Here is a 25,107-nt window from a genome sequence, read left to right as displayed (position 1 = left end):
AACATAATTATCAAATAGTTATAACTGATACCCAGCAAATCACCGATTATAAAACCCGAAAGGATAGTGTTATGAAATACCATTCAGCACCGCTCATTCCGCACAAATCCGCCCTCATGTCCGCGCCGGCTAATCTCCTGGCGGAAGAGGGCTGTCTGCCTGCCGCGCTGCTAAAAAAGTCGGCGCTGGAAAAAAATATTTCATGGATGCAGCGCTACGCCGATGCTCGCGGCGTATCGCTGGCGCCGCATGGTAAAACGACAATGACGCCATGGATATTTCAGGCGCAGCAGCGAGCGGGAGCCTGGGGGATCGGCGTGGGCAGCGCCTGGCAGGCCAGCGCGGCGATGGCCTGCGGCATCCAACGCGTCCTGATGGTCAATCAGCTGGTCGGCAAAGCCAATATGCAGGTGGTCGCGCAGCTAAAAGCCCACTATCGGACGGTGGATTTTATCTGCTGCGTCGATAGCGAGGTCAACGTCCGCGCCCTCTCCACGTTCTTCGCAGACCAGGGACAAACGCTGGATGTGCTGATTGAACTTGGCGTGCCGGGCGGGCGCTGCGGCTGTCGTAGCGTGGAGGACGCGCTGGCATTGGCACAGCGGGTCAGCGACCTGCCGGGGCTACGGCTACGCGGTCTGGAATTGTATGAAGGGGTGCTGCACGGCGACGATCCGCAACCGCAGGTGGAAGCGCTATTACAACAGGCCGCGGCGCTTGCCTGCCGCATGGAGCCGCTGGTTGACGGCGAATTTATTCTCACCGGCGCGGGCACCGTCTGGTATGACGTGGTATGCAATATCTGGCTGGCGGCGGCAAAACCGCGCCGCTGCCATATCGTTATTCGCCCTGGCTGTTATATCACCCACGATCGTGGGATCTACGATCTCGCTCAGCAAGCGCTGATCGCCCGCGATCCGATTGCCTGCGATCTCGCCGGCGATCTCACTTCAGCGCTGGAGCTGATGGCGATGGTGCAATCGGTGCCGGAGGCGGATCGCGCGGTAGTAAATTTCGGCAAGCGCGACTGCGCTTTCGACGCCGGGCTGCCGCAGCCGATCGCCCATTATCGTAACGGCCAGGAGTTAGCGCTGCGCGCGGAGTCGATCGTCAGCACCGGCATCATGGATCAGCATTGTATGCTGCGCCTGGCGCCGGGCAGCGATGTGCAGGTTGGCGATATTCTGCTGTTCGGCACCTCGCACCCGTGTCTGACCTTTGATAAGTGGAAGACGTTGCTGCTGGTCGATGACGACTACAACGTGCTGGACGAGCTCGACACGCTGTTTTGACAGGCATCCCGGGCGGCGGCGCTTCGCGCCTTACCCGGGCTACATAGCTCGCGACGTTCGGCAGCCCGGCTAAGCGTAGCGCAAGTCGGGGAATGCACCGGGGGCTACACAACCCGCGACGTTCGGTAGCCCGGCTAAGCGTAGCGCAAGCCGGGGGATGTACCGGGTGGCGGCGCTCCGCGCCTTACCCGCCCTGGCGCAAGGCGCAAATCTCATCATATAAGGCGCGGCTGATAGCCACTCCCTGCTGCTCACTCTGCTGGCGACAGGCGAACCGCCGCTCGCCCGGTAACCGTGCCCCTTGCTCCTGCATCCCGCTGAACAGGGTTTCGGCGCGCGCCAGCTGCTCTTGTGCCTGCGCGCCGAGAAAGCGCTGCGGATCCAGCGCCAGAATCAGCTCTCCGCCGTAGGGTAAACCGCCCGCGCCGTTATCCCACGCCAGCGATTCGGCGCTGGTCATATCGCCGATAAGCGGCCCGGCCAGCAGCTCAACCATTGCCGCCAGCGCCGAGCCCTTATGGCCGCCGAAGGTTAACATCGCGCCGTTCAGCACCTCTGTGGCATCGGTGGTCGGCTGCCCCTGGCTGTCGATTCCCCACCCTTCCGGTAGCGCTTTGCCGGCGCGCTGATGCAACTGGATCTCGCCGCGCGCCGCGGCGCTGGTCGCCATATCAACAATAAACGGCGGCTTGTCCCGCCGCGGCCAGCCAAAGGCGATAGGGTTGGTGCCGAACAGCGGACGGGTGCCGCCCGCCGGGGCGACCCAGGCGTGGCTTGGCGTACAGGCTAGCCCCACCAGCCCTGCCTCGGTCAACGGCTCAATATCGGCAAACAGCGCGGAAAAATGGACGCAGCGGTTAATCGCCAGCGCCGCAATGCCGCTGTGCCGCGCTTTCTCCAGCAGCAGCGGCAACGCGCGCTCGTAGGCCAGCAGCGAAAAGGCGCCCCCTGCATCCGCCCGCACAATCGCCGGCGCCTGATCGTGGATTTGCGGCTCGGCATCAGGCGATACCTTACCTTTACGCAAGGTATCGACAATGCCCAACAGCCGCCACAGGCCGTGGGAAGCGCAGCCGTCGCGCTCTCCGGCGGCCACATTACGGGCGATAGCCGCCGCGTGGTCGGCGCTAAATCCATTGGCGCTGAGTACCTCCAGCGCCAGGTCATAAGCTTCAGGTAACGATAGAGTTACCAACTCCATACTGTTCTCCTTTACTCTTCTTCGTCTCCGCTAAAGTTAGCCTGCGGCAGGCAGCTGCGCGCCCCCCAGTAGTAAATCCCCAACGACATCGCCGCCACCAGCACCGTATCCCAGGGGTGACCGATAACATTAAGCCCGCCGAAGCTGCCCAGCCAGGAAAAGAGGATAATCAACGCATAAAAAGCGATCAGCCACAGCGAAGACTTCACCTGCTGCGCCAGGCTCACGGTATGTTCCGGCACCTTGCCTTTGCACATCACGTACACCACAAACATCACGATCTGCAGCCCCAGCAGCCACGAGAGCGTATTCCAGCCGGACCAGTAGACGATCAGCGCCGAGACCATAAACGACACTGGGCCGATGATGGCGAAGGCGCGCACGCGGAACGGCCTCGGCAGATCCGGGGCGTTGCGGCGCAGCCCGGCGGCAGTAACCGGGGCGATGGCGTAGCTCAGCACCAGGGCAGCCGACACCACGCTAATTAACTGTTCCCATGAGGGGAATGGCAGCGTCCAGAAAATCGACAGCCCGAAGGTCAGCCACAGCGCCGGGCGCGGAATACCGGACGCTTTATCGATATGGGTAAAGGCTTTAAAAAAGGTGCCCGCCTTCGCCCAGCCGTAGATCACCCGCGGCGTCGCGTTCATGTAGATATTGCCGGTGCCGCTCGGGGAGATGATCGCATCGCTAATGACCATAAAGGCCAGCCAGCCCATGCCGAGGGTAATGGCGATATCGCGATACGGCAGCGAGAACTGTTTGCTCACCTCGGCCCAACCGCCGGTCAGCATCTCGGTGGGGATACTGCCAAGGAACGCCAGCTGCAGCAGCACGTAGATAATCGTTGACAGCACCACTGATAAAATCAACGCAATAGGGATAGTCCGCTGCGGCTTTTGCACTTCGCTGGCCACCGAGATAATCGGCGTCAGTCCCAGATAGGCGAAGATAATCCCTCCGGCGCTGATCGCCGCTTCCACCCCGGACATACCGAACGGCGCAATGCCCTGCGCGTGCAGGTTCTCCGGTTTAAAGAAGGCGAACAGCGTCACCACCACCAGCAGCGGCACCAGAAACTTGAGCACGCTGATGAAGTTGTTCGAGCGGGCGAAGGTCTTGACGCTGTAGTAATTCAGCGCAAAGAAGAAACAAAGCAGCAGGAACTGCACTACCCACCCCAGCAGCGTCGGCGAGCTGGAGCCCGGCAGGGTCAGCGCCGGAAACCAGGCCGCGGCGTATTGCCGGGCGGCGACGATTTCTATCGAGATCAGGCTGGAGAAGGCAATCAGGGTGATGAACCCCAGCAGATAGCCCATCAGCTCGCCGTGGGAAAAGACCGGGTAGCGGATAATGCCGCCGGCGCGCGGCAGCGCCGCCCCCAGCTCACAGTAGACAATCCCCAGCAGCAGTACCGCAAAGCCGCCGATCACCCACGACGCGATCCCGGCCGGACCGGCAATGGATGCGACGTGGCTGGCGGCGAATAACCATCCCGAGCCGAAAATCGCGCCCAGGCCGATAAAGGTGAGGTCGGTCAGGGTCAGCTGTTTTTTAAACTTACCCGACTCAGCAACGCGGGTTTGACTGTTATGCGTAGTGTGAATGGTCATGGTGATGCCCTTGCGTCAATGAGAGGAGGAAATCGCTTCCCGGGTCCACTGGCCGTTGACCAGGCGCAGCAGGTTCAAAGGGTTCGCATCCTGCAGCGCCGGCGGTAACAGTTCGGCCGGCGCATTCTGCAGGCAGACCGGGCGCAGAAAACGCTCAATCGCCCGGCTGCCGACCGACGTCCCGCGCGCATCGGTCGTCGCCGGCCACGGGCCGCCGTGGACCATCGCATCGCACACTTCCACGCCGGTGGGATAACCGTTAAACAGCACCCGTCCGGCCTTCTCGCACAGCAGCGGTAGCAGGTTCGCCGCCAGCGGGCCGTCGTCCGCTTCCGCGTGCAGCGTCGCGGTGAGCTGTCCCTGCAGCGCTTTCACCACCGCCTGTAGCTGGACCGCGTCGTCCACTTCCACCAGCAACGATAGCGGGCCGAAAACTTCGGTCTGCAGCAGCGTATCCTGCGCCAGCAGATCCTCGACCTGAGCCTGCCACAGCTGGGTCTGCGCCTGCCCGGCGCCGGCGGCGAGGCCGCTCGCCAGCCTCTCGATACGCGGGTGCGCCGCCAGGGCCGCCACGCCCTGGCGGTAGTGCTGGAGGGTCGGCGTATTGAGCAACACCTGCGGCGCAGAGCCCGCTACCGCCGCGCACAGCGCCGACTTAAAGCGTTCCAGCCCGGCGCCGCGCAGCGCCAGAATCAGCCCCGGACGGGTACAGAACTGGCCGCCGCCGAGGGTGAATGACGCCACCAGCTCGTTCGCCAGCGCCTCGGCCCGCGTCTGCAGCGCCTGCGGTAGAATAATCAGCGGGTTAATCGCCGACATTTCAGCAAACAGCGGGATTGGCTGCGAACGCTGCTGCGCCATTTGATACAGCGCCTTACCGCCGGCCAGTGAGCCGGTAAAGCCAACGGCCTGAATCGCCGGATGGCGGACTAATTCGGCGCCGATATCAGTCCCGAAAATCATATTGAAGACGCCGCCGGGTAACCCGCATCGCGCGACCGCCCGGACGATCGCTTCAGCGGTCAGCTCGGCGGTGGCCATATGGCCCGGATGGGCCTTCACCACCACCGGGCAGCCCGCCGCCAGCGCCGAGGCGGTATCGCCGCCAGCGGTGGAAAAGGCCAGCGGAAAGTTGCTGGCGCCAAACACCGCCACCGGCCCTAACGCCTGCTGATACTGGCGCAGGTCCGGGCGCGGCAGCGGTTGACGGTCGGCTAAGGCGGTATCAATACGAGCGGCGAAGGTATCCCCGCGCTGGATCACGCCAGCAAACATCCGCAGCTGGCCGCTGGTGCGCGCCCGCTCGCCCTGCAGCCGCGCCAGCGGCAGCGCGGTCTCCTGTTCGGCGAGTGCAAAAAACGCTTCCCCCAGCGCGTCCAGCTCATCGGCAATGGCGCAGAGAAAGCGCGCCCGCTGCTGCGGCGTGGTTTGTGAATAAACGGCAAACGCCTGCTGTGCCGCCTCCGCGGCCTGGGCGGCCTCCTCGCGTGAAGCCGGATAAAAGCGATGGCCGGTGGCTTCCCCATCCACCGCCCGCAGGCTCAATAGCGTCGCCTCGCCGCTGGCAACGCGGCGGCCGGCAATAAACTGCCGTCCCGCCATGGTCTGAGATGCATTCATACTGACTCCTGGGTTCAGAGGCCGACGTCCGGCAGGGCTGGACGAGTCGCCAGCGCCTGTTCCACGATCGCCACCACCTGCTGGCGCGTTTCCCCTTCCAGCGCCAGACGCGGCGGACGGGTCACGGCGCTGCCGCGTCCGAGTAGCTCTTCGCACAGCTTGATGCACTGCACCAGATCCGGACGCGCATCGAGATGCAGCAGCGGCATGAACCAGCGGTACAGCGCCATCGCCTCTTCGTAACGCTGTTGGCGGGCGAGACGGAATAACGTTTCCCCTTCGCGCGGGAAGGCGTTGGACATTCCGGAGATCCACCCTTCCGCGCCGACGGCGATACTTTCCACCACCACGTCATCCAGCCCGGCAAACAGCACGAAGCGATCGCCAACGGTGTTACGCAGGTCGATAAAGCGGCGGGTATCGCCGGAGGAGTCTTTAAAGCAGACGATGTTGTCGCAATCGGTCAGGGTGGCGAGAATGTCCGGCGTCACGTCGTTTTTGTATATCGGCGGGTTGTTGTAGACCATGATCGGCAGGTCGGTGGCGGTGGCCACGCTGCGGAAGTGGGCGGCGGTTTCATGCGGTTTTGAGGAGTAGACCAGCGCCGGCATCACCATGATCCCGTCGACGCCGACGCGCTCCGCCTCTTTCGCCATCTTCTGGGCAAAGGCGGTGGTGAACTCGGCCACCCCGGCGATCACCGGAATTTTGCCGCCGGCGGCATCTTTCGCCACTTCGATAATCTGCAATTTTTCATCAGTGCTCAGGGAGGTGTTCTCCCCGACGCTGCCGCACACCACCAGCCCGGAAACGCCATCTTTGACCAGGTTTTTCATCACCGCGTGGGTGGCGTCTAAATCGAGGGAGTAATCGCTACGAAACTGCGTGCTAACCGCCGGGAATACGCCGCTCCAGTGAATCGCTTTATTGCTCATGCTCGGTTCCTTGTCGTCATTTTGTTAAGTCGAGGTGAATGATTGGTGAATATTCACTGACAGATTGACGCGTCGCGGAACCGGCGGCTTGTCGGTTTTCCCTTAATCCGATGACGAAATTAGCATAGTCGACAAAAGTGTGAGCCAGCCGTTATCCCTGCAGCGTCAGGCGAAAATCGCGCGGCGTCGAGCCGGTCATCGCTTTGAACTGGCGGCTGAAGGCGCTGTGATCGGTATAGCCGCACTGCAAGGCGATATCGGTAATCGGCGTATCGCCGGCCAGCAGTTCGGTGGCTTTTTCCAGACGCACTTTGTGGATCATCTGCCGCGGGGTGAGATGAAAGATCCGCTTGCAGTAGCGCTCGATCTGCGCAATCGACATCCCGCTTAGGGCGGTCAACTCTTCCATGGCGATCGGCCGGTGATAGTGGCGCCGGATATGATCGTCGACGATCGCCAGCCGCTGCCACGCCGGATGGCGGGCGTGGGCCTCCTGCAGATCGTGAGAGATCCCGGCCATGCCGATCACCTGACCGCGGACATCGCGTAGCGCCAGCTTCTGCGTCAGGCACCAGCCTCGTTCCCGGCCATTGTAGAGATGCATTTCCAGCTGGTCGCGCAGGGTCACGCCCTCCCGTAATACCCGAAGATCCTGTTCGGTGTACCCCTGCCCCAGCGTGGAAGGAAAGACGTCGGCGGAGGTTTTCCCCAGCAGCGAGGAGACGGTTTTGAAACCGCAGCGGCGGGCCAGCGTCAGGTTCGCCAGCAGATAACGCGCCTCGCGGTCTTTGATAAAAAAGACCACGTTGGGGATGGCATTGAGCAGGGGGGCGATCAGCGCCAGGGCATTGAGCAGCGCCGGCATATTCTCCGGCCGCTGGCGCGCCAGCCCTTCGCAGATCTGGCTCAGCTCATCGACCGCCAGCTCCGGTTGATTAACAGCGCGCGGCGGCGCCGCTTCAGAAACACCGATCATAGGGCTTCCTCATGGTAAGTGACCGAAGGATATTTATTCACTTCCTGTTAACACCTCAAGCGGTAACCGCCGGTTTTGCGATCCTGGATCCGCTTTACGCCTTCCCCTGGTTTATCCACTGGCGCAATCGCCACTTTCGGTTTACCACGCCATTAACCAAATGATTAATAAGAAATAACTATGTAACGTATGCACATCACCCCGGCACGATTATGCCGATTTCGTCATTATCTCTGCCGAAAGCGCTCAAGCCGCCCGCCCCGGGTTGCGCCAGCATGATGAAACATGTTGTTAACTTTCGGAGAGCAGAATGACCGCGCCACGCCCCCCTATTACGCTGAGAGCCATTGATTCACACACCGGCGGCGAACCCACCCGCCTGATCGTTGACGGCTTCCCCGACCTCGGCGGCGGCAGCATGGCGCAGCGCCGCGACCGTTTCGCCCGTGACTTCGATCGCTGGCGTCAGGCGGTGATTCTCGAACCGCGCGGCAACGATGTGCTGGTCGGCGCGCTGCTGTGCCAGCCGGTCTCGGCGGCGGCCACCGCTGGCGTCATTTTCTTCAACAACGCCGGTTTTCTGAATATGTGCGGCCACGGCACCATCGGGCTTATCGCCTCGCTGGCGTGGCTTGGCCGTATCCAGCCAGGCGTACATCTGATTGAAACCCCGGTCGGCGACGTAAGCGCCACATTGCACGACGATGGCAGCGTATCGGTGCAAAACGTCCCGGCCCGCCGCTGGAAAAAGCAGGTCCGCGTGGAGACCGCACTCGGCCCCGTCGTCGGCGATATTGCCTGGGGCGGCAACTGGTTTTTCCTGATCAACGATCACCCGTTCGCTATTAGCCCGGCGCATATCCCACAGCTCACCGACTACGCCTGGGCGGTGCGCGAGGGGCTGGAAGCCGCGGGGATCCGCGGCGACGACGGCGGCGTTATCGACCATATCGAGCTATTCGCCGATGACGATGCCGCCGACAGCCGCAGCTTCGTACTCTGTCCGGGAAAGGCCTGGGATCGTTCGCCGTGCGGCACCGGCACCAGCGCCAAGCTGGCCTGCCTGGCGCAGGATGGCAAACTGCAGCCGGGAGCGATCTGGCGCCAGGCCAGTATCATCGGCAGCCAGTTTACCGCCAGCTACCAGCGCGCCGCCGCAGGCATCATCCCCACGATCCGCGGCGAAGCCTGGGTGTGCGGCGATAATCAGTTGATCCTCAACCCGGACGATCCCTTTTGCTGGGGGATCGCCCCGTGAAGCCGTGCGATGTCATCGTGATCGGCGCCGGGATCATCGGCGCCGCTTGCGCGTGGCAGCTGGCGAAGCGGGGGCAGAGCGTGACGCTTATCGACGACGGTCAGCCCGGCGCGACAGCGGCCGGTATGGGCCATCTGGTGTGCATGGATGACGACCCCGCCGAACTGGCGCTGTCGGCGTGGTCGCTGGCGCGCTGGCGCGCCATCACGCCGCGGATGCCCGACGCTTGCGCCTGGCGCGGCTGCGGCACGCTGTGGCTGGCGGAAAGCGAAGAAGAGATGGCCGTCGCGGGCGAAAAACAGCGGCGGCTGGCAGGCTATCAGGTCCACAGCGAACTGCAGACCCCACAGCAGATCGCCGGGCGCGAGCCGCTGCTGCGCAGCGGGCTGGCCGGCGGGCTATGGGTGCCCGGCGATGGTATCGTCTACGCGCCGAACGTCGCCCGCTGGCTGGTGGCCGATGCCGGAGACCATCTCACCTGCCTGCACGACAGCGCGCAGGCGATTACCGAACCACAGGTACAGCTCGCCAGCGGCAAACGGCTACAGGCGCGGGCCATCGTGGTGGCCTGCGGCCTTGAAGCCAACGCGCTGTTAGCGGAAAACTGGCTGCGACCGAAAAAAGGCCAACTGGCGATTACCGATCGCTACGGGCCGCGGGTGCATCACCAGCTGGTTGAGCTGGGTTACGGCGCCAGCGCCCACGGCGGCGGCACCTCGGTGGCCTTTAACCTGCAGCCGCGGCCCACCGGCCAGCTGCTGATTGGCTCGTCGCGCCAGTTTGATAACCGCGAGCGCCAGCTGGATCTCCCCTTGCTGGGGCTGATGCTCGATCGCGCCCGCCATTTTGTGCCGGCGCTGGCGACGCTGAATATCATCCGCTGCTGGAGCGGCCTGCGCGCCGCCTCACAGGATGGCAATCCGCTGATTGGCCCGCATCCCACGCGCCGCGGTGTATGGCTGGCGCTGGGCCATGAAGGGCTGGGCGTCACCACCGCCCCGGCGACGGCTGAGCTGCTGGCGGCGCAGATCCTCGGCGAACGCTGCCCGCTGGCGCCTGAGGCCTGGCTCCCGACCCGTCTGTATCATCAGGAGGCGATCGCATGAATAACACGCTCAATATCACCGTCGATGGCGAAGCGCTGACGGTGCCGGAAGGGATCAGCGTGGCGGCGGCGCTGGCGTTGACCGGCGATCCCACCACCCGCCAGGCGGTTAACGGCGACCCCCGCGCGCCGTTTTGCGGCATGGGGATCTGCCAGGAGTGCCGGATCACCGTCGACGGCCGGCGGGTGCTGGCCTGCCAGACCCTGTGCCGGGCCGGCATGCAAATAGAAAGGAGCCGCTATGCACACGCTGCGCTGTGACATTTTAATCCTCGGCGCCGGCCCCGCCGGCATGGCAGCCGCGCTCTCTGCCGCCGCCTGCAATAAGCAGGTCATTATTCTCGACGATAACCCCGCACCCGGCGGGCAAATCTGGCGCGCCGGCCCGCAGACGACGCTGCCCGCCCTGGCCCGGCGCTACCGCGACGCCATCGCCGCGTCTGCCGCCATCCGGATGGTGAACGGCGCGCGGCTGATTGCCCGTCCCTCCGCGCGCAGCGTGCTGTTTGAAACCGCCGACGGCGGGGGCGTGGTTGACTGGCAGAAACTGATCCTCTGCTGCGGTGCGCGCGAGCTGTCGCTGCCCTTTCCCGGCTGGACCTTACCCGGCGTGACCGGCGCGGGCGGCCTGCAGGCGCAGATCAAGCAGGGCCTGTCGCTGAAAGGAGAAAAGGTGGTGATTGCCGGCAGCGGCCCGCTGCTGCTGGCGGTGGCGGATACGGTGAATAAGGCCGGAGGCCAGGTAACGAATATCATTGAGCAAGCGGCGCTCCCGGCGCTGCTGCGCTTCGCCAGCGGGCTGTGGCGCTGGCCGCAGAAGCTGCGCCAGTTAGCGACGCTGGCCCCGAAAGGCTATCTTAGCGGCGCCCAGGCGATCCGCGCCCACGGCACAACGCGGCTGGAGGCCGTGACATTGCGCCAGCGCGGCGTCGAGCGGACTATCGCCTGCGATCGGCTGGCCATCGGCTACGGGCTGGTGCCCAATATCGAGACGGGGCTGCTGTTCGGTTGCGCCACGGCGCAGGAGGCGATCCAGGTTAACCGCTGGCAGGAGACCAGCATCGCGGATGTCTACGCCGCCGGGGAGTGCACCGGTTTCGGCGGGAGCGAGCTGGCGCTGGTGGAGGGCGAAATCGCCGGGTATGCCGCCGCCGGTGCCAGCCAGCAGGCCCAGGCGCGATTTGCCCGTCGCGCCCGCTGGCAGCGCTTCGCCGACGCCATAAACCGCGCCTTCCGGCTGGCGGAATCTTTGAAAAACGCGGCGACGCCGGAGAGCCTGCTGTGCCGCTGCGAGGATGTGCGCTGCGGCGATGTGGCGGCAGCCGGAGGCTGGCCGCAGGCCAAACTTACCCAGCGCTGCGGAATGGGCGCCTGTCAGGGGCGCACCTGCGCCGCCAGCGCCCGCTGGTTATATGGCTGGCCGCTGCCGCAGCCGAGAGAACCGCTGGCCCCTGCCCGCGCGGAAACGCTTATTGCCCTCGCCAGGTTGAGCGCCGAGCCGTAACCGCTACTCTTCTTCATCACCGCGCCCGGCAGGGACGCCAAGCGCAATAAACTCCTCCAGCAGCGTGGTCAACTGACGCATCTTCTCCGCCGTAAACTGCGCTTCTATCTGCCGGTAGGCCTCTTCCACCTGCGCCTGGGCGCTCTCATACAGCGCCAGCCCGGCGGGCGTCAGCGACAGGTAGAGCTTGCGCTGATCGTTGACCGGTTTTAAACGCAACACTAAACCGTCGCGCTCCATGCGCGTCAGAATCCCGGTCAGGCTGGGGCGCAAAATGCAGGCGCGCCAGGCCAGGTCGTGGAAATCCATCGATGGGTTTTCCGCAAGGATACGCACAATACGCCACTGCTGTTCGGTCAGGTTGTGGCGTTTGACGATCGGCCGGAAATGGGCCATCGCCGCTTCCCGCGCCTGCAGCAGCGCAATGGTTAATGAATCATGCATGGTATCCCCTCAACAACGCTCACCAAAACTTATTAACAATTTAATAATTAGCCCTAATCCTGCCATGTACAACCGGTTTCTGCACCTGAAAAGTACAAGCCGTCATTAAAAATAAATGTATCTATATGATAAATAATAAATAAATAAAAAATATGTAAATATTGTGTTAATCCGATCACAAAACATTCACTTCTATTTGCCAAACCGGCGCGCAAAGAATAAAAGATGATCATTAACATATTAATGAAATTCCTTCGAATCGATAATCAGTACCAGAGGAGTGGTGAATGAAAGGTACCATCTTCGCCGTTGCGCTCAATCATCGCAGCCAGCTCGACGCCTGGCGCGAAGCGTTTCAACAGGCCCCCTACAAGACGCCGCCGAAAACCGCGGTCTGGTTCATCAAACCCCGCAATACCGTGATTGGCGATGGCGAAGCCATTCCCCATCCGCAGGGCGAGACCGTACAAAGCGGCGCGACGGTGGCGCTGATTGTCGGCAAAACCGCGCGTAAAGTGGCGGCGGAAGAGGCGGCGCACTATATCGCCGGCTACGCGCTGGCTAACGACGTTAGCCTGCCGGAAGAGAGTTTTTATCGCCCGGCGATTAAAGCCAAATGCCGCGATGGCTTCTGCCCCATCGGCGCGCTGTCGGCGGTGCGCAACGTCGATAACCTGACCATCATCACCGAAATCAACGGCCGCGAAGCGGACAGCTGGCATACCGGCGATCTGCAGCGTAACGCCGCGCAGCTGCTGAGCGCCTTGAGCGAGTTCGCCACCCTCAATCCCGGCGACGCGATCCTCATCGGTACGCCCCACTCCCGCGTCACGCTGCGCTCCGGCGACCGGGTACGTATCCTCGCCGACGGTTTCCCGACGCTGGAAAACCCGGTTGTCGCAGAAGGAGAGCTGGCATGAAACAGGCACGCATTGAATGGCAGGGACAGGTACGCGACGTGCTGGTCGATGAACGCGACCAGGTGCGCCTGGACGATGGCACGGTATTAAAAGAAGGTGAATTCCGTTGGCTGCCGCCCGCCGACGGCACGCTGTTCGCGCTGGGGCTGAATTACGCCGACCACGCCAGCGAGCTGGAGTTTAAACCGCCAACCGAGCCTTTGGTGTTCATCAAAGCGCCAAACACCTTTACTGGCCACCAGCAGCAGTCGGTACGCCCGGATAACGTCGAATACATGCACTACGAAGCCGAGCTGGTGGTGGTGATCGGTAAAACCGCGCGCCGCGTCAGCGAAGCCGAGGCCATGGACTATGTCGCCGGCTATACCGTGTGCAACGACTACGCGATCCGCGACTATCTGGAAAACTACTATCGGCCGAACCTGCGGGTGAAAAGCCGCGACACCCTGACGCCGATCGGCCCGTGGATCGTCGGCAAAGAGGCGATCCCGGATCCGCATAATCTGGCGCTGCGCACCTGGGTCAACGGCGAGCTGCGCCAGCAGGGCACCACCGCCGATCTGATCTTCAGCATCCCGTTCCTCATCGCTTATTTAAGCGAATTTATGACCCTGCAACCGGGCGACATGATCGCCACCGGCACGCCGAAAGGGCTATCCGACGTGGTGCCCGGCGATGAGGTGATCGTTGAAGTCGAGGGCGTGGGCCGCCTGGTCAACCATATCATCAGCCAGCAAGCGTATGAGGAGACACTGTCATGAAAAAGATTAACCATTGGATCAACGGTAAAAACGTTGCCGGCGCAGACTATTTTCATACCACCAACCCGGCCACCGGCGAGGTACTGGCTGAAGTCGCCTCCGGCGGCGAAGCCGAAATCAACCAGGCGGTAGCGGCGGCGAAAGAGGCCTTCCCGAAGTGGGCTAACCTGCCGATGAAAGAGCGCGCGCGCCTGATGCGCCGCCTGGGGGATCTGATCGATCAGAATGTCCCGGAGATCGCGGCGATGGAAACCGCCGATACCGGCCTGCCTATCCACCAGACCAAAAACGTGTTGATCCCGCGGGCGTCGCATAACTTCGAATTTTTCGCCGAAGTGTGCCAGCAGATGAACGGCAAGACCTATCCGGTCGACGACAAGATGCTGAACTACACCCTGGTGCAGCCGGTGGGCGTCTGCGCGCTGGTGTCGCCATGGAACGTGCCGTTTATGACCGCCACCTGGAAGGTGGCGCCGTGCCTGGCCTTAGGCAATACCGCAGTGCTGAAAATGTCCGAGCTGTCTCCGCTGACCGCCGATCGTCTGGGCGAGCTGGCGCTGGAGGCAGGGATCCCGGCCGGCGTGCTGAACGTGGTGCAGGGGTACGGCGCCACCGCCGGCGACGCGCTGGTGCGCCATCATGATGTGCGCGCCGTCTCCTTCACCGGCGGCACCGCTACCGGGCGCAACATCATGAAAAACGCCGGCCTGAAAAAGTACTCCATGGAGCTGGGCGGCAAATCGCCGGTGCTGATTTTTGAAGATGCCGATATCGAGCGCGCGCTCGACGCCGCGCTGTTCACCATCTTCTCGATCAACGGCGAACGCTGCACCGCCGGCTCGCGCATCTTTATTCAGCAGAGTATTTATCCGGAGTTCGTCAAGCGCTTCGCCGAGCGCGCCAACCGCCTGCGCGTGGGCGATCCGACCGATCCGAATACCCAGGTCGGCGCACTGATTAGCCAACAGCACTGGGAGAAAGTGTCCGGTTACATTCGCCTCGGCATCGAAGAGGGGGCCACCCTGCTGGCCGGCGGCGCGGATAAGCCGTCCGACCTGCCGGCGCATCTGAAAGCCGGCAACTTCCTGCGCCCGACGGTGCTGGCGGATGTCGACAACCGCATGCGCGTCGCACAGGAAGAGATTTTTGGCCCGGTCGCCTGCCTGCTGCCGTTCAAAGACGAAGCGGAAGGGCTGCGCCTGGCTAACGATGTGGAATACGGCCTGGCGTCGTATATCTGGACCCAGGACGTCAGCAAAGTGCTGCGTCTGGCGCGCGGTATTGAAGCCGGGATGGTGTTCGTCAACACCCAGAACGTGCGCGACCTGCGTCAGCCGTTCGGCGGCGTGAAGGCCTCCGGCACCGGCCGCGAAGGCGGCGAGTACAGCTTTGAAGTGTTCGCCGAAATGAAAAACGTCTGCATCTCGATGGGCGACCATCCGATCCCGAAATGGGGAGTCTGATATGGGTAAGTTAGCGTTAGCAGCAAAAATCACTCACGTGCCGTCGATGTATCTGTCTGAGCTGCCGGGGAAAAACCACGGCTGCCGCCAGGGCGCGATCGACGGGCATAAAGAAATTGGCAAGCGCTGCCGTGAAATGGGCGTCGATACCATCATCGTGTTCGACACCCACTGGCTGGTCAACAGCGCCTATCACATCAACTGCGCCGACCATTTTCAGGGCGTCTACACCAGTAACGAACTGCCGCATTTTATTCGCGACATGACCTACGACTACGACGGCAACCCGGAGCTGGGCCAGCTTATCGCCGACGAGGCCGTAAAGCTCGGCGTACGCGCCAAAGCGCACAATATTCCGAGCCTGAAGCTGGAGTACGGCACCCTGGTGCCGATGCGCTACATGAACAGCGATAAGCACTTCAAGGTGGTGTCTATTTCCGCCTTCTGTACCGTTCACGACTTTGCCGACAGCCGCAGGCTGGGCGAGGCCATCCTCAAAGCCATTGAGAAATATGACGGCACCGTGGCGGTGCTGGCCAGCGGTTCGCTGTCGCACCGCTTTATCGATGACCAGCGCGCCGAAGAGGGGATGAACAGCTACACCCGCGAGTTCGATCATCAGATGGATGAGCGGGTGGTGAAGCTGTGGCGCGAGGGCAAATTTAAAGAGTTCTGCACCATGCTGCCGGAGTACGCCGACTACTGCTACGGCGAAGGCAACATGCACGACACGGTGATGCTGCTCGGCCTGCTGGGCTGGGATAAATATGACGGCAAGGTGGAGTTTATCACCGAGCTGTTCGCCAGCTCCGGCACCGGCCAGGTTAACGCCGTGTTCCCGCTGCCGGCGCAGGCGTAAGGGGGCCCCATGCCGCATTTTATCGCCGAATGTACCGACAACATCCGCGAGCAGGCCGATCTGCCCGGGCTGTTCGCCAAAGTCAACGAGGCGCTGGCCGCCACCGGCATCTTTCCGATCGGCGGGATCCGCAGCCGCGCCCACTGGCTCGATACCTGGCAGATGGCCGACGGCAAGCAGGATTACGCCTTTGTCCATATGACGCTGAAGATCGGCTCCGGGCGTAGCCTGGAGAGCCGTCAGGACGTGGGAGATATGCTGTTCGCGCTGATCAAATCCCACTTTGCCGCGCTGATGGAGAGTCGCTACCTGGCGCTGTCGTTTGCCATGGAAGAGCTCGACCCGACGCTGAACTACAAACAGAACAACGTGCACGCGTTATTTAAATAATGTGCAAATTGCCCGGTGGCGCTGCGCTTACCGGGCCTACAACGGCCATGAATTTGTAGGCCGGATAAGCGAAGCGCCATCCGGCAATACAATGCCACAGGAATCTCTATGCTCGATAAACAGACCCGAACCCTGATTGCCCAGCGGCTGAATCAGGCCGAAAAACAGCGTGAACAGATCCGCGCGATCTCGCTGGATTATCCGTCGATCACCATTGAGGACGCATACGCCGTCCAGCGCGAGTGGGTCGAGATGAAGATCGCCGAAGGCCGCGTACTCAAAGGCCACAAGATCGGCCTGACCTCAAAAGCCATGCAGGCCAGCTCGCAGATCAGCGAGCCGGACTACGGCGCGCTGCTTGACGATATGTTCTTCCACGACGGCAGCGATATCCCCACCGACCGCTTTATCGTGCCGCGTATCGAAGTCGAGCTGGCCTTCGTGCTGGCCAAACCGCTGCGCGGCCCGAACTGCACGCTGTTTGATGTCTACAACGCCACCGACTTCGTTATTCCGGCGCTGGAGCTTATCGACGCCCGCTGCCACAACATCGATCCGGAAACCCAGCGCCCGCGCAAAGTGTTCGACACCATTTCCGATAACGCCGCCAACGCCGGGGTGATCCTCGGCGGCCGCCCGATTAAACCCGACGAGCTGGATCTGCGCTGGATCTCCGCCCTGCTGTACCGCAACGGCGTGATTGAGGAGACCGGCGTCGCCGCCGGGGTGCTCAATCACCCGGCCAACGGCGTGGCCTGGCTGGCCAACAAGCTGGCGCCGTACGATGTTCAGCTCGAAGCCGGGCAGATTATTCTCGGCGGCTCCTTTACCCGTCCGGTACCGGCACGCAAGGGCGATACCTTCCATGTCGACTACGGCAATATGGGCGCCATCAGCTGCCGCTTTGTCTGAGGAGAGCAACATGAACAACGCTTTTAAAGCGGCGCTCAAGGCCGGGCGTCCGCAAATCGGCCTGTGGCTTGGGCTGTGCAGTAGCTACAGCGCCGAACTGCTGGCCGGCGCCGGCTTCGACTGGCTGCTGATCGACGGCGAACATGCGCCCAACAATGTACAAACGGTGCTGACCCAGCTTCAGGCCATCGCGCCCTACCCTAGCCAGCCGGTGGTCCGCCCATCGTGGAACGACCCGGTGCAGATCAAACAGCTATTGGATATCGGCGCGCAAACCCTGCTGGTGCCGATGGTGCAGAATGCCGAAGAGGCGCGGCTGGCGGTCAGAGCCACCCGCTACCCACCTGCCGGCATCCGCGGCGTCGGCAGCGCGCTGGCCCGCGCCTCACGCTGGAACCGCGTGCCGGATTATCTCCACCAGGCCAACGACGCCATGTGCGTCCTGGTACAGATTGAGACCCGTGAAGCGCTGAAAAATCTGCCGCAGATCCTCGGTGTCGACGGGGTGGACGGGGTGTTTATCGGCCCGGCGGACCTCAGCGCCGATATGGGTCACGGCGGCAATCCGCAGCACCCGGAAGTACAGGCCGCCATTGAAGATGCCATCCAGCAAATCCGTCAGGCCGGCAAGGCGCCGGGGATCCTGATGGCCAATGAACAGCTGGCGAAGCGCTATCTCGAACTGGGCGCGCTGTTCGTCGCCGTCGGCGTCGATACCACCCTGCTGGCCCGCGGCGCAGAAGCGCTGGCGGCCCGGTTTACCCACACCGCAACGACCACAACCGATAACAATAAATCCGTCTATTGAACGGATAATGTGGAGCGCAACATGACTACCTCTACCCTGCAACACAATGATAATAAAGCCGTTGAAGTAGAAAACCGGGTGATCAAAAAGCTGTTCCGCCGCCTGATCACCTTCCTGTTCGTTCTCTTTGTTTTCTCATTTTTGGACCGCATTAATATCGGCTTCGCCGGCCTGACGATGGGCAAAGACCTCGGTCTGACCTCCACCATGTTCGGCCTGGCGGCGACGCTGTTCTACGTCACCTACGTGCTGTGCGGGATCCCCAGCAATATCATGCTGGCGAAAGTTGGCGCGCGCCGTTGGATCGCCGGGATCATGGTGGTCTGGGGGATCGCCTCGACCTGTACCATGTTCGCCACCAGCCCGCATACGCTGTACATCCTGCGCATGCTGGTCGGCATCGCCGAGGCTGGTTTCCTACCAGGGATCCTCGTCTATCTGACCTGGTGGTTCCCGGCCTACCATCGCGCCCGCGCCAACGCCCTGTTTATGATCGCCATGCCGGTGACCATGATGCTCGGCTCGATACTTTCCGGCTATATTCTGGCGCTCGACGGCCTGTGGAACCTGAAGGGCTGGCAGTGGCTGTTTCTGCTGGAAGGCCTGCCATCGGTGGTGCTTGGCGTCGTCACCTGGTTCTTCCTCAACGACACGCCGGATAAAGCCAACTGGCTGGATAACGAAGAGAAACAGGCGCTGAAGGCGATGATCGATCGCGAACGGGAACATGCGGCGATCGTCCCGGCTTCGCCGCGTTCCACGCTGCGCGAAGTCCTGACGCCAGCGGTGCTGATGTATACCCTGGCCTACTTCTGCCTGACCAATACCCTCAGCGCCATTAATATCTGGACGCCGCAGATCCTGCAGAGCTTCAACACCGGCAGTAGCAACATCATGATTGGCCTGCTGGCGGCGATCCCGCAGTTCTGCACCATTTTCGGCATGATCTGGTGGAGTCGCCGCTCCGACCGGCGCAAAGAGCGCAAGATGCATACCATCCTGCCCTACCTGTTCGCCGCGGCGGGTTGGCTGCTGGCTTCGGCAACGCACCACAGCCTGATCCAGCTGATCGGCATTATTATGGCTTCGGTGGGATCCTTTACCGCGATGGCCATTTTCTGGACCACCCCGGATCGGGTGATCAGCCTGCAGTCGCGCGCGGTGGCGCTGGCGGTGATCAACGCCATCGGCAACGTCGGCTCTGCCGTCAGCCCGCTGTTGATCGGCATTTTGCGCGATACCACCGGCAGCTTTAGCTCCGGGCTGTGGTTTGTCGCCGGGCTGCTGATCGTCGGCGCGCTGGTGCTCACCCGCATTCCAATGAGCCAGCGTGAGGACGCCGCCGCCGCGCCGGGCTTAGCGGCGCAAAAAGGCCACTAAGGAGCGGGTATGTGTCAGCATTCCATCGCCAACATCGACATCAATAAAGATTACGACGAGAGCCTGGGTACCGAAGAGGTGCACTATCAGTCGTTTGCCCGTATGGCGGCCTTTTTTGGCCGCGACATGCAGGCGCATCGCCACGACCGCTATTTTCAGATGCACTTTCTTGATACCGGGCAGATTGAGCTGCAGCTTGATGACCATCGCTACTCGGTGCAGGCGCCGCTGTTTGTGATAACGCCGCCTTCGGTGCCGCACGCCTTTATTACCGAGTCCGATAGCGATGGTCACGTGTTGACGGTGCACGAAGAACTCATCTGGCCGCTGCTGGAGGTGCTTTATCCCGGCACGCGGGAGACCTTCGGCCTGCCGGGGATCTGCCTGTCGCTGGCGGATAAACCCGACGAGCTGGCGGCGCTGGCGCACTACTGGCAGCTGATTCGCCGGGAATCTACCGCCCAGTTGCCGGGGCGCGAGCATACCCTGGCGCTGCTGGCGCAGGCGGTCTTTACCCTGCTATTGCGTAACGCAAAGCTCGACGATCACGCTGCCAGCGGCATGCGCGGCGAGCTGAAGCTATTCCAGCGCTTTAACCAGATGATCGACAGCCACTACCATCAGCACTGGACGGTACCGGATTACGCCAGGGAGCTGCACCTGACCGAATCGCGGCTGACCGATATCTGTCGCCGCTTTGCCAACCGTTCGCCGAAGCGGCTGATATTCGACCGCCAGCTACGCGAGGCGAAGCGGCTGCTGTTGTTTTCCGATAGCGCGGTTAATGAGATAGCCTGGCAGCTGGGGTTTAAAGATCCCGCTTATTTTGCGCGCTTTTTTAGCCGCCAGGTCGGCTGCTCGCCCAGCAGCTACCGGGCGCAAAAAGTACCGGTATCGTAAGTCCCCGCTGGCGCTGCGCCTGCCGGACGATGGCCCACAGGTCGGGTCAGCGCCGCGCCAGCCGGCAAAAGCTGCAGAGATCACAAAATTCACTCCCGCCTGAAAAGTACCCGTCGTTGTCGCAAACGTCCCTTCACGACAAGCGCAATAACCGCTTCAATTAAACAACAAAAACAAAACATATATTTAACATTATTTTCCGATAAATACTGAAGAGGCCCCTATGAAACCTGAAGATTTCCGCGCCGACGCGAAACGCCCGTTAACTGGCGAAGAATATTTAAAAAGCCTGCAGGATGGCCGCGAAATTTATATCTACGGCGAGCGCGTGAAGGATGTCACCACCCACCCGGCTTTCCGTAACGCCGCGGCTTCTGTCGCGCAACTGTACGATGCGCTGCACAAACCGGAGATGCAGGATTCCCTGTGCTGGGGCACCGATACCGGCAGCGGCGGCTACACCCATAAATTCTTCCGCGTGGCGAAAAGCGCCGACGATCTGCGCCAGCAGCGCGACGCCATCGCCGAGTGGTCACGCCTAAGCTACGGCTGGATGGGCCGCACCCCGGACTATAAAGCCGCCTTCGGCTGCGCGCTGGGCGCCAACCCGGCGTTTTACGGCCAGTTCGAGCAGAACGCCCGCAACTGGTACACCCGCATTCAGGAAACCGGCCTGTACTTTAACCATGCGATCGTCAACCCGCCGATCGACCGCCACAAGCCGGCTGATGAAGTGAAGGATGTTTACATCAAGCTGGAAAAAGAGACCGATGCCGGGATCATCGTCAGCGGCGCGAAAGTAGTCGCCACCAACTCGGCGCTGACCCACTACAACATGATCGGCTTCGGCTCCGCACAGGTGATGGGCGAGAACCCGGACTTCGCCCTGATGTTCGTCGCGCCGATGGATGCCGAAGGGGTGAAGCTTATCTCCCGCGCCTCCTATGAGATGGTCGCCGGCGCGACCGGGTCCCCGTACGACTATCCGCTCTCCAGCCGTTTCGACGAGAACGACGCGATTTTGGTCATGGATAAAGTGCTGATCCCCTGGGAGAACGTGCTGATTTACCGCGACTTTGACCGCTGCCGTCGCTGGACCATGGAGGGCGGTTTCGCCCGCATGTATCCGCTGCAGGCCTGCGTGCGCCTGGCGGTGAAACTGGACTTTATCACCGCCCTGCTGAAGCGTTCTCTGGAATGTACCGGTACCCTCGAATTCCGCGGTGTGCAGGCCGACCTTGGCGAAGTTGTGGCGTGGCGCAACATGTTCTGGGCGTTAAGCGATTCCATGTGCTCGGAAGCGACGCCGTGGGTCAACGGCGCATGGCTGCCGGATCACGCCGCGCTGCAGACCTATCGCGTGATGGCCCCGATGGCCTACGCCAAGATCAAAAACATCATCGAGCGCAACGTCACCAGCGGCCTGATTTATCTGCCGTCCAGCGCCCGCGATCTGAACAACCCGCAGATCGACCAGTATCTGGCGAAGTACGTGCGCGGCTCCAACGGTATGGATCACGTTGAACGCATCAAGATCCTCAAACTGATGTGGGACGCCATCGGCAGCGAATTCGGCGGCCGCCACGAGCTGTATGAAATCAACTACTCCGGTAGCCAGGATGAGATTCGCCTGCAGTGTCTGCGCCAGGCGCAGAGCTCCGGCAATATGGACAAGATGATGGCGATGGTCGACCGCTGCCTGTCCGAGTACGACCAGAACGGCTGGACGGTGCCGCATCTGCACAATAACGCTGATATCAACATGTTGGATAAGCTGCTGAAGTAATTCGCAGCGGGAGGTCATAATGCAATTAGATGAACAACGCCTGCGTTTTCGCGATGCCATGGCCAGCCTGTCGGCGGCGGTGAATGTGGTCACTACCGCAGGCGAAGCCGGCCGCTGCGGGATTACCGCCACGGCGGTGTGCTCGGTGACGGATACGCCGCCATCGGTGATGGTGTGTATCAACGCCAACAGCGCGATGAACCCGGTGTTTCAGGGCAACGGCAAGTTGTGCATCAACGTGCTGAACCACGAACAGGAAATCATGGCCCGTCATTTCGCCGGGATGACCGGGGTGACGATGGAAGAGCGGTTTGCCCTCAGTGGCTGGCAGCACGGCGCGCTCGGGCAGCCGGTGCTGAAGGGCTCGCTGGCCAGTCTCGAAGGCGAGATTAGCCAGGTGCAAACCATCGGTACCCACCTGGTATATCTGGTGGAGATCCGCAATATTACCCTGAGCCCGCAAGGCCACGGCCTGATTTACTTTAAACGCCGTTTCCACCCGGTGATGATGGACATGGAAGTCGCGGTGTAATGGCCTCGCCTGCTCCTCCCCGGTTGGGGAGGAGCGTTAACCAACAGAGTCGCAGGCCACAATCTCCTGTGATCACAATCACATAATCCAGCCCTGTTCACTTCGTAGCCAACCGCTTACCCCCTCCAGTAACCGCTTAACCCCCTATACAACCACTCACCGATTTACCTAACTTTACGCGCGCGTAGTTCTGGCAAGATCGAAGCCAGCCTAGCTAATCAATACCTCCATTAACCCTTACTTAAAACCAGACGGCTTCGGCCAATTATTCATCTAATTAACGCCAGGTTTTACTATGGATACCAAAAAACTACTCAAGCACATACCCTGGGTGATTCTCGGAATCATCGGGGCATTTTGCCTCTCAGTCGTCGCCCTGCGCCGCGGTGAGCACGTCAGTGCCCTGTGGATCGTCGTGGCGTCGGTTTCCGTGTACCTCGTCGCCTACCGGTATTACAGCCTGTATATCGCGCAGAAGGTGATGAAGCTTGACCCGACGCGCTCGACGCCGGCGGTCATTAATAACGATGGCCTGAACTATGTGCCGACCAACCGCTACGTGCTGTTTGGCCACCACTTCGCCGCCATTGCCGGCGCCGGCCCGCTGGTGGGCCCGGTGCTTGCCGCGCAGATGGGCTATCTGCCTGGCACCCTCTGGCTGCTGGCCGGCGTGGTGCTGGCGGGGGCAGTACAGGACTTTATGGTGCTGTTTATCTCCTCGCGGCGTAACGGCGCCTCGCTGGGCGAGATGATCAAGCAGGAGATGGGGCCGGTTCCGGGCTCTATCGCCCTGTTTGGCTGCTTCCTGATTATGATCATCATCCTCGCGGTACTGGCGCTGATCGTAGTGAAAGCGCTGGCGGAGAGCCCGTGGGGCGTCTTTACCGTCTGCTCGACGGTGCCTATCGCGCTGTTCATGGGGATCTACATGCGCTTCCTGCGCCCGGGCCGCGTGGGTGAAGTGTCGGTTATCGGTATCGTGCTGCTGGTGGCCTCCATCTGGTTCGGCGGCATTATTGCTCACGACCCCTACTGGGGCCCGGCGCTGACCTTTAAAGACACCACCATCACCTTTACCCTGATTGGCTACGCGTTTATCTCCGCCCTGCTGCCGGTATGGCTGATTCTGGCGCCGCGTGACTATCTGGCTACTTTCCTGAAAATCGGCGTTATCGTCGGCCTGGCGCTGGGGATCGTTATCCTCAACCCGGACCTGAAAATGCCGGCAGTGACCCAGTACATTGATGGCACCGGCCCGCTGTGGAAAGGCGCCCTGTTCCCGTTCCTGTTTATCACTATCGCCTGCGGCGCGGTCTCCGGCTTCCACGCGCTGATCGCCTCCGGCACCACGCCGAAGCTGCTGGCCAACGAAACCGATGCCCGCTTTATCGGCTATGGCGCGATGCTGATGGAATCTTTCGTGGCCATCATGGCGCTGGTCGCGGCATCGATTATCGAACCGGGTCTCTACTTCGCGATGAACACCCCGCCGGCGGGCCTTGGCATCGTCATGCCGAACCTGCACGAAATGGGCGGTGAAAACGCGGCGATGATCGCCGCGCAGCTGAAAGAAGTGACCGTTCACGCGGCGGCGACCGTCAGCTCCTGGGGCTTCGTGATTTCACCTGAGCAGATCCTGCAGACGGCGAAAGATATCGGCGAACCTTCGGTACTGAACCGCGCCGGCGGCGCGCCGACGCTGGCCGTCGGTATCGCCCACGTGTTCCATAAAATCATCCCGATGGCGGATATGGGCTTCTGGTACCACTTTGGTATCCTGTTTGAAGCGCTGTTTATCCTCACCGCGCTGGATGCCGGTACCCGCGCAGGCCGCTTTATGCTGCAGGATCTGCTGGGTAACTTCGTGCCGTTCCTGAAAAAAACCGACTCGCTGGTCGCCGGGATTATCGGTACCGCCGGCTGCGTCGGGCTGTGGGGCTACCTGCTGTATCAGGGCGTGGTCGACCCGCTGGGCGGCGTGAAGAGCCTGTGGCCGCTGTTCGGTATTTCTAACCAGATGCTGGCCGCCGTGGCGCTGGTGCTTGGCACCGTGGTGCTGGTCAAGATGCAGCGCACCAAATATATCTGGGTCACCGTGATCCCGGCAGCGTGGCTGCTGCTGTGCACCACCTGGGCGCTGGGTCTGAAGCTGTTCAGCACCAACCCGCAGATGGAAGGCTTCTTCTTTATGGCTCAGCAGTATAAAGAGAAGATCGCCGCCGGCGGCGAGCTGACCGCGCAGCAGATTGCCAACATGAATCATATCGTGGTCAACAACTACACCAACGCCGGGCTGAGTATCCTGTTCCTGGTGGTGGTGTACAGCATCATCTTCTACGGCATCAAAACCTGGCTCAACGTGCGCAACAATAAGGTGCGCACCGACAAAGAGACCCCGTACGTGCCGGTACCGGAAGGCGGTGTGAAGACCTCGTCACATCATTAACC

General features: G+C 61.7%; 23 protein-coding genes. 17 read left to right on the top strand and 6 right to left on the bottom strand.

The features are described 5' to 3' along the window. Window positions 1-71: 71 nt before the first annotated feature. Window positions 72-1,292 (top strand): amino acid deaminase, encoded by a 1,221-nt coding sequence (locus GQR96_RS03130; protein WP_065903195.1) that lies wholly within the window; start codon window positions 72-74, stop codon window positions 1,290-1,292. Window positions 1,293-1,476: 184 nt separating this feature from the next. Here GQR96_RS03130 and GQR96_RS03125 read toward each other — a convergent pair whose 3' ends face one another. From GQR96_RS03125 to GQR96_RS03105, 5 genes are all read right to left on the bottom strand, one after another. After that, on the bottom strand, window positions 1,477-2,493 hold the full coding sequence (locus GQR96_RS03125; protein ID WP_065903193.1) for an Ldh family oxidoreductase: 1,017 nt from the start codon (window positions 2,491-2,493) through the stop codon (window positions 1,477-1,479). An 11-nt stretch (window positions 2,494-2,504) separates the two neighbouring features. Beyond that, window positions 2,505-4,106: an APC family permease gene (locus tag GQR96_RS03120; RefSeq protein ID WP_065903190.1), complete on the bottom strand. Its 1,602-nt coding sequence runs from the start codon at window positions 4,104-4,106 to the stop codon at window positions 2,505-2,507. Between the two features lie 15 nt (window positions 4,107-4,121). Further along, window positions 4,122-5,726, bottom strand: a complete 1,605-nt coding sequence (locus tag GQR96_RS03115) for an aldehyde dehydrogenase (NADP(+)) (protein WP_065903187.1) — start codon at window positions 5,724-5,726, stop codon at window positions 4,122-4,124. A 14-nt stretch (window positions 5,727-5,740) separates the two neighbouring features. Continuing rightward, window positions 5,741-6,661, bottom strand: coding sequence for a dihydrodipicolinate synthase family protein (locus GQR96_RS03110; protein WP_004204197.1), 921 nt, complete (start codon window positions 6,659-6,661; stop codon window positions 5,741-5,743). Between the two features lie 151 nt (window positions 6,662-6,812). Continuing rightward, complete coding sequence (locus GQR96_RS03105; RefSeq protein ID WP_017899117.1) at window positions 6,813-7,637, bottom strand: AraC family transcriptional regulator; 825 nt, start codon at window positions 7,635-7,637, stop codon at window positions 6,813-6,815. A 310-nt stretch (window positions 7,638-7,947) separates the two neighbouring features. Between GQR96_RS03105 and GQR96_RS03100 the strand changes: the two genes are divergently transcribed. The 4 genes from GQR96_RS03100 to GQR96_RS03085 are packed head-to-tail and all read left to right on the top strand — an operon-like array spanning window position 7,948 to window position 11,504. Beyond that, window positions 7,948-8,895, top strand: coding sequence for a 4-hydroxyproline epimerase (locus GQR96_RS03100; protein WP_069734370.1), 948 nt, complete (start codon window positions 7,948-7,950; stop codon window positions 8,893-8,895). After that, on the top strand, window positions 8,892-10,001 hold the full coding sequence (locus GQR96_RS03095) for an NAD(P)/FAD-dependent oxidoreductase (RefSeq protein ID WP_069734369.1): 1,110 nt from the start codon (window positions 8,892-8,894) through the stop codon (window positions 9,999-10,001). Before GQR96_RS03100 ends, GQR96_RS03095 begins: the two co-directional genes overlap by 4 nt. After that, window positions 9,998-10,261 (top strand): (2Fe-2S)-binding protein, encoded by a 264-nt coding sequence (locus GQR96_RS03090; protein WP_004204189.1) that lies wholly within the window; start codon window positions 9,998-10,000, stop codon window positions 10,259-10,261. Before GQR96_RS03095 ends, GQR96_RS03090 begins: the two co-directional genes overlap by 4 nt. Beyond that, window positions 10,242-11,504, top strand: coding sequence for an FAD-dependent oxidoreductase (locus GQR96_RS03085; RefSeq protein ID WP_101839057.1), 1,263 nt, complete (start codon window positions 10,242-10,244; stop codon window positions 11,502-11,504). Before GQR96_RS03090 ends, GQR96_RS03085 begins: the two co-directional genes overlap by 20 nt. Window positions 11,505-11,507: 3 nt before the next feature. Here GQR96_RS03085 and hpaR read toward each other — a convergent pair whose 3' ends face one another. Next, window positions 11,508-11,948 (bottom strand): homoprotocatechuate degradation operon regulator HpaR, encoded by a 441-nt coding sequence (hpaR, locus tag GQR96_RS03080; RefSeq protein WP_015704296.1) that lies wholly within the window; start codon window positions 11,946-11,948, stop codon window positions 11,508-11,510. A gap of 287 nt (window positions 11,949-12,235) precedes the next feature. Here hpaR and GQR96_RS03075 point away from each other — a divergent pair, with 287 nt between their 5' ends. The 12 genes from GQR96_RS03075 (at window position 12,236) to GQR96_RS03020 (ending at window position 25,105) form a co-directional block, all read left to right on the top strand. Next, window positions 12,236-12,868 (top strand): fumarylacetoacetate hydrolase family protein, encoded by a 633-nt coding sequence (locus GQR96_RS03075; RefSeq protein WP_064795081.1) that lies wholly within the window; start codon window positions 12,236-12,238, stop codon window positions 12,866-12,868. Continuing rightward, complete coding sequence (locus GQR96_RS03070) at window positions 12,865-13,629, top strand: fumarylacetoacetate hydrolase family protein (protein WP_048294123.1); 765 nt, start codon at window positions 12,865-12,867, stop codon at window positions 13,627-13,629. Before GQR96_RS03075 ends, GQR96_RS03070 begins: the two co-directional genes overlap by 4 nt. After that, window positions 13,626-15,092 (top strand): 5-carboxymethyl-2-hydroxymuconate semialdehyde dehydrogenase, encoded by a 1,467-nt coding sequence (hpaE, locus tag GQR96_RS03065; RefSeq protein ID WP_002887494.1) that lies wholly within the window; start codon window positions 13,626-13,628, stop codon window positions 15,090-15,092. The genes GQR96_RS03070 and hpaE overlap by 4 nt, the downstream gene beginning before the upstream one ends. 1 nt (window position 15,093) lies before the next feature. Continuing rightward, entirely contained in the window at window positions 15,094-15,951 is an 858-nt protein-coding gene (hpaD, locus tag GQR96_RS03060; protein ID WP_002887492.1) for a 3,4-dihydroxyphenylacetate 2,3-dioxygenase, read from the top strand. A 9-nt stretch (window positions 15,952-15,960) separates the two neighbouring features. Further along, window positions 15,961-16,341: a 5-carboxymethyl-2-hydroxymuconate Delta-isomerase gene (locus tag GQR96_RS03055; protein WP_017899124.1), complete on the top strand. Its 381-nt coding sequence runs from the start codon at window positions 15,961-15,963 to the stop codon at window positions 16,339-16,341. A gap of 108 nt (window positions 16,342-16,449) precedes the next feature. Further along, window positions 16,450-17,253, top strand: a complete 804-nt coding sequence (gene hpaH / locus GQR96_RS03050) for a 2-oxo-hept-4-ene-1,7-dioate hydratase (RefSeq protein ID WP_004204180.1) — start codon at window positions 16,450-16,452, stop codon at window positions 17,251-17,253. A 10-nt stretch (window positions 17,254-17,263) separates the two neighbouring features. Continuing rightward, window positions 17,264-18,061 (top strand): 4-hydroxy-2-oxoheptanedioate aldolase, encoded by a 798-nt coding sequence (gene hpaI, locus GQR96_RS03045; RefSeq protein WP_053810798.1) that lies wholly within the window; start codon window positions 17,264-17,266, stop codon window positions 18,059-18,061. A 21-nt stretch (window positions 18,062-18,082) separates the two neighbouring features. After that, the gene (gene hpaX, locus GQR96_RS03040) at window positions 18,083-19,441 is read left to right on the top strand and encodes a 4-hydroxyphenylacetate permease (protein ID WP_002887477.1); all 1,359 of its coding nucleotides are present in this window, start codon (window positions 18,083-18,085) and stop codon (window positions 19,439-19,441) included. Between the two features lie 9 nt (window positions 19,442-19,450). Continuing rightward, window positions 19,451-20,341 (top strand): 4-hydroxyphenylacetate catabolism regulatory protein HpaA, encoded by an 891-nt coding sequence (gene hpaA / locus GQR96_RS03035; protein ID WP_004204176.1) that lies wholly within the window; start codon window positions 19,451-19,453, stop codon window positions 20,339-20,341. Window positions 20,342-20,564: 223 nt separating this feature from the next. Further along, a complete protein-coding gene (gene hpaB, locus GQR96_RS03030; protein WP_002887473.1) occupies window positions 20,565-22,127 on the top strand; it encodes a 4-hydroxyphenylacetate 3-monooxygenase, oxygenase component in 1,563 nt (520 codons plus the stop codon). A gap of 19 nt (window positions 22,128-22,146) precedes the next feature. Beyond that, the gene (locus GQR96_RS03025) at window positions 22,147-22,659 is read left to right on the top strand and encodes a 4-hydroxyphenylacetate 3-monooxygenase reductase subunit (RefSeq protein WP_017899127.1); all 513 of its coding nucleotides are present in this window, start codon (window positions 22,147-22,149) and stop codon (window positions 22,657-22,659) included. Between the two features lie 295 nt (window positions 22,660-22,954). After that, entirely contained in the window at window positions 22,955-25,105 is a 2,151-nt protein-coding gene (locus GQR96_RS03020; RefSeq protein ID WP_004204173.1) for a carbon starvation CstA family protein, read from the top strand. Window positions 25,106-25,107 lie beyond the last annotated feature (2 nt).

The sequence above is a fragment of the Klebsiella sp. PCX genome (genome assembly GCF_021869705.1).
GTDB lineage: Bacteria > Pseudomonadota > Gammaproteobacteria > Enterobacterales > Enterobacteriaceae > Klebsiella > Klebsiella quasipneumoniae.
The sequence above is the reverse complement of the archived record's forward strand: the minus strand, read 5'-3'. Positions and strand labels throughout refer to the sequence as shown.

Excerpts from the sequence above, each read along its gene's own strand:
- hpaD (WP_002887492.1), top strand. The coding sequence starts at position 15,094 with ATGGGTAAGTTAGCGTTAGCAGCAAAAATCACTCACGTGCCGTCGATG.
- GQR96_RS03085 (WP_101839057.1), top strand. The coding sequence starts at position 10,242 with ATGCACACGCTGCGCTGTGACATTTTAATCCTCGGCGCCGGCCCCGCC.
- GQR96_RS03070 (WP_048294123.1), top strand. The coding sequence starts at position 12,865 with ATGAAACAGGCACGCATTGAATGGCAGGGACAGGTACGCGACGTGCTG.
- GQR96_RS03025 (WP_017899127.1), top strand. The coding sequence starts at position 22,147 with ATGCAATTAGATGAACAACGCCTGCGTTTTCGCGATGCCATGGCCAGC.
- GQR96_RS03075 (WP_064795081.1), top strand. The coding sequence starts at position 12,236 with ATGAAAGGTACCATCTTCGCCGTTGCGCTCAATCATCGCAGCCAGCTC.
- GQR96_RS03020 (WP_004204173.1), top strand. The coding sequence starts at position 22,955 with ATGGATACCAAAAAACTACTCAAGCACATACCCTGGGTGATTCTCGGA.
- GQR96_RS03110 (WP_004204197.1), bottom strand. The coding sequence starts at position 6,661 with ATGAGCAATAAAGCGATTCACTGGAGCGGCGTATTCCCGGCGGTTAGC.
- GQR96_RS03100 (WP_069734370.1), top strand. The coding sequence starts at position 7,948 with ATGACCGCGCCACGCCCCCCTATTACGCTGAGAGCCATTGATTCACAC.
- GQR96_RS03120 (WP_065903190.1), bottom strand. The coding sequence starts at position 4,106 with ATGACCATTCACACTACGCATAACAGTCAAACCCGCGTTGCTGAGTCG.
- hpaI (WP_053810798.1), top strand. The coding sequence starts at position 17,264 with ATGAACAACGCTTTTAAAGCGGCGCTCAAGGCCGGGCGTCCGCAAATC.
- GQR96_RS03090 (WP_004204189.1), top strand. The coding sequence starts at position 9,998 with ATGAATAACACGCTCAATATCACCGTCGATGGCGAAGCGCTGACGGTG.
- hpaE (WP_002887494.1), top strand. The coding sequence starts at position 13,626 with ATGAAAAAGATTAACCATTGGATCAACGGTAAAAACGTTGCCGGCGCA.
- GQR96_RS03125 (WP_065903193.1), bottom strand. The coding sequence starts at position 2,493 with ATGGAGTTGGTAACTCTATCGTTACCTGAAGCTTATGACCTGGCGCTG.
- hpaR (WP_015704296.1), bottom strand. The coding sequence starts at position 11,948 with ATGCATGATTCATTAACCATTGCGCTGCTGCAGGCGCGGGAAGCGGCG.
- hpaA (WP_004204176.1), top strand. The coding sequence starts at position 19,451 with ATGTGTCAGCATTCCATCGCCAACATCGACATCAATAAAGATTACGAC.
- hpaB (WP_002887473.1), top strand. The coding sequence starts at position 20,565 with ATGAAACCTGAAGATTTCCGCGCCGACGCGAAACGCCCGTTAACTGGC.
- GQR96_RS03055 (WP_017899124.1), top strand. The coding sequence starts at position 15,961 with ATGCCGCATTTTATCGCCGAATGTACCGACAACATCCGCGAGCAGGCC.
- hpaX (WP_002887477.1), top strand. The coding sequence starts at position 18,083 with ATGACTACCTCTACCCTGCAACACAATGATAATAAAGCCGTTGAAGTA.
- GQR96_RS03115 (WP_065903187.1), bottom strand. The coding sequence starts at position 5,726 with ATGAATGCATCTCAGACCATGGCGGGACGGCAGTTTATTGCCGGCCGC.
- hpaH (WP_004204180.1), top strand. The coding sequence starts at position 16,450 with ATGCTCGATAAACAGACCCGAACCCTGATTGCCCAGCGGCTGAATCAG.
- GQR96_RS03130 (WP_065903195.1), top strand. The coding sequence starts at position 72 with ATGAAATACCATTCAGCACCGCTCATTCCGCACAAATCCGCCCTCATG.
- GQR96_RS03105 (WP_017899117.1), bottom strand. The coding sequence starts at position 7,637 with ATGATCGGTGTTTCTGAAGCGGCGCCGCCGCGCGCTGTTAATCAACCG.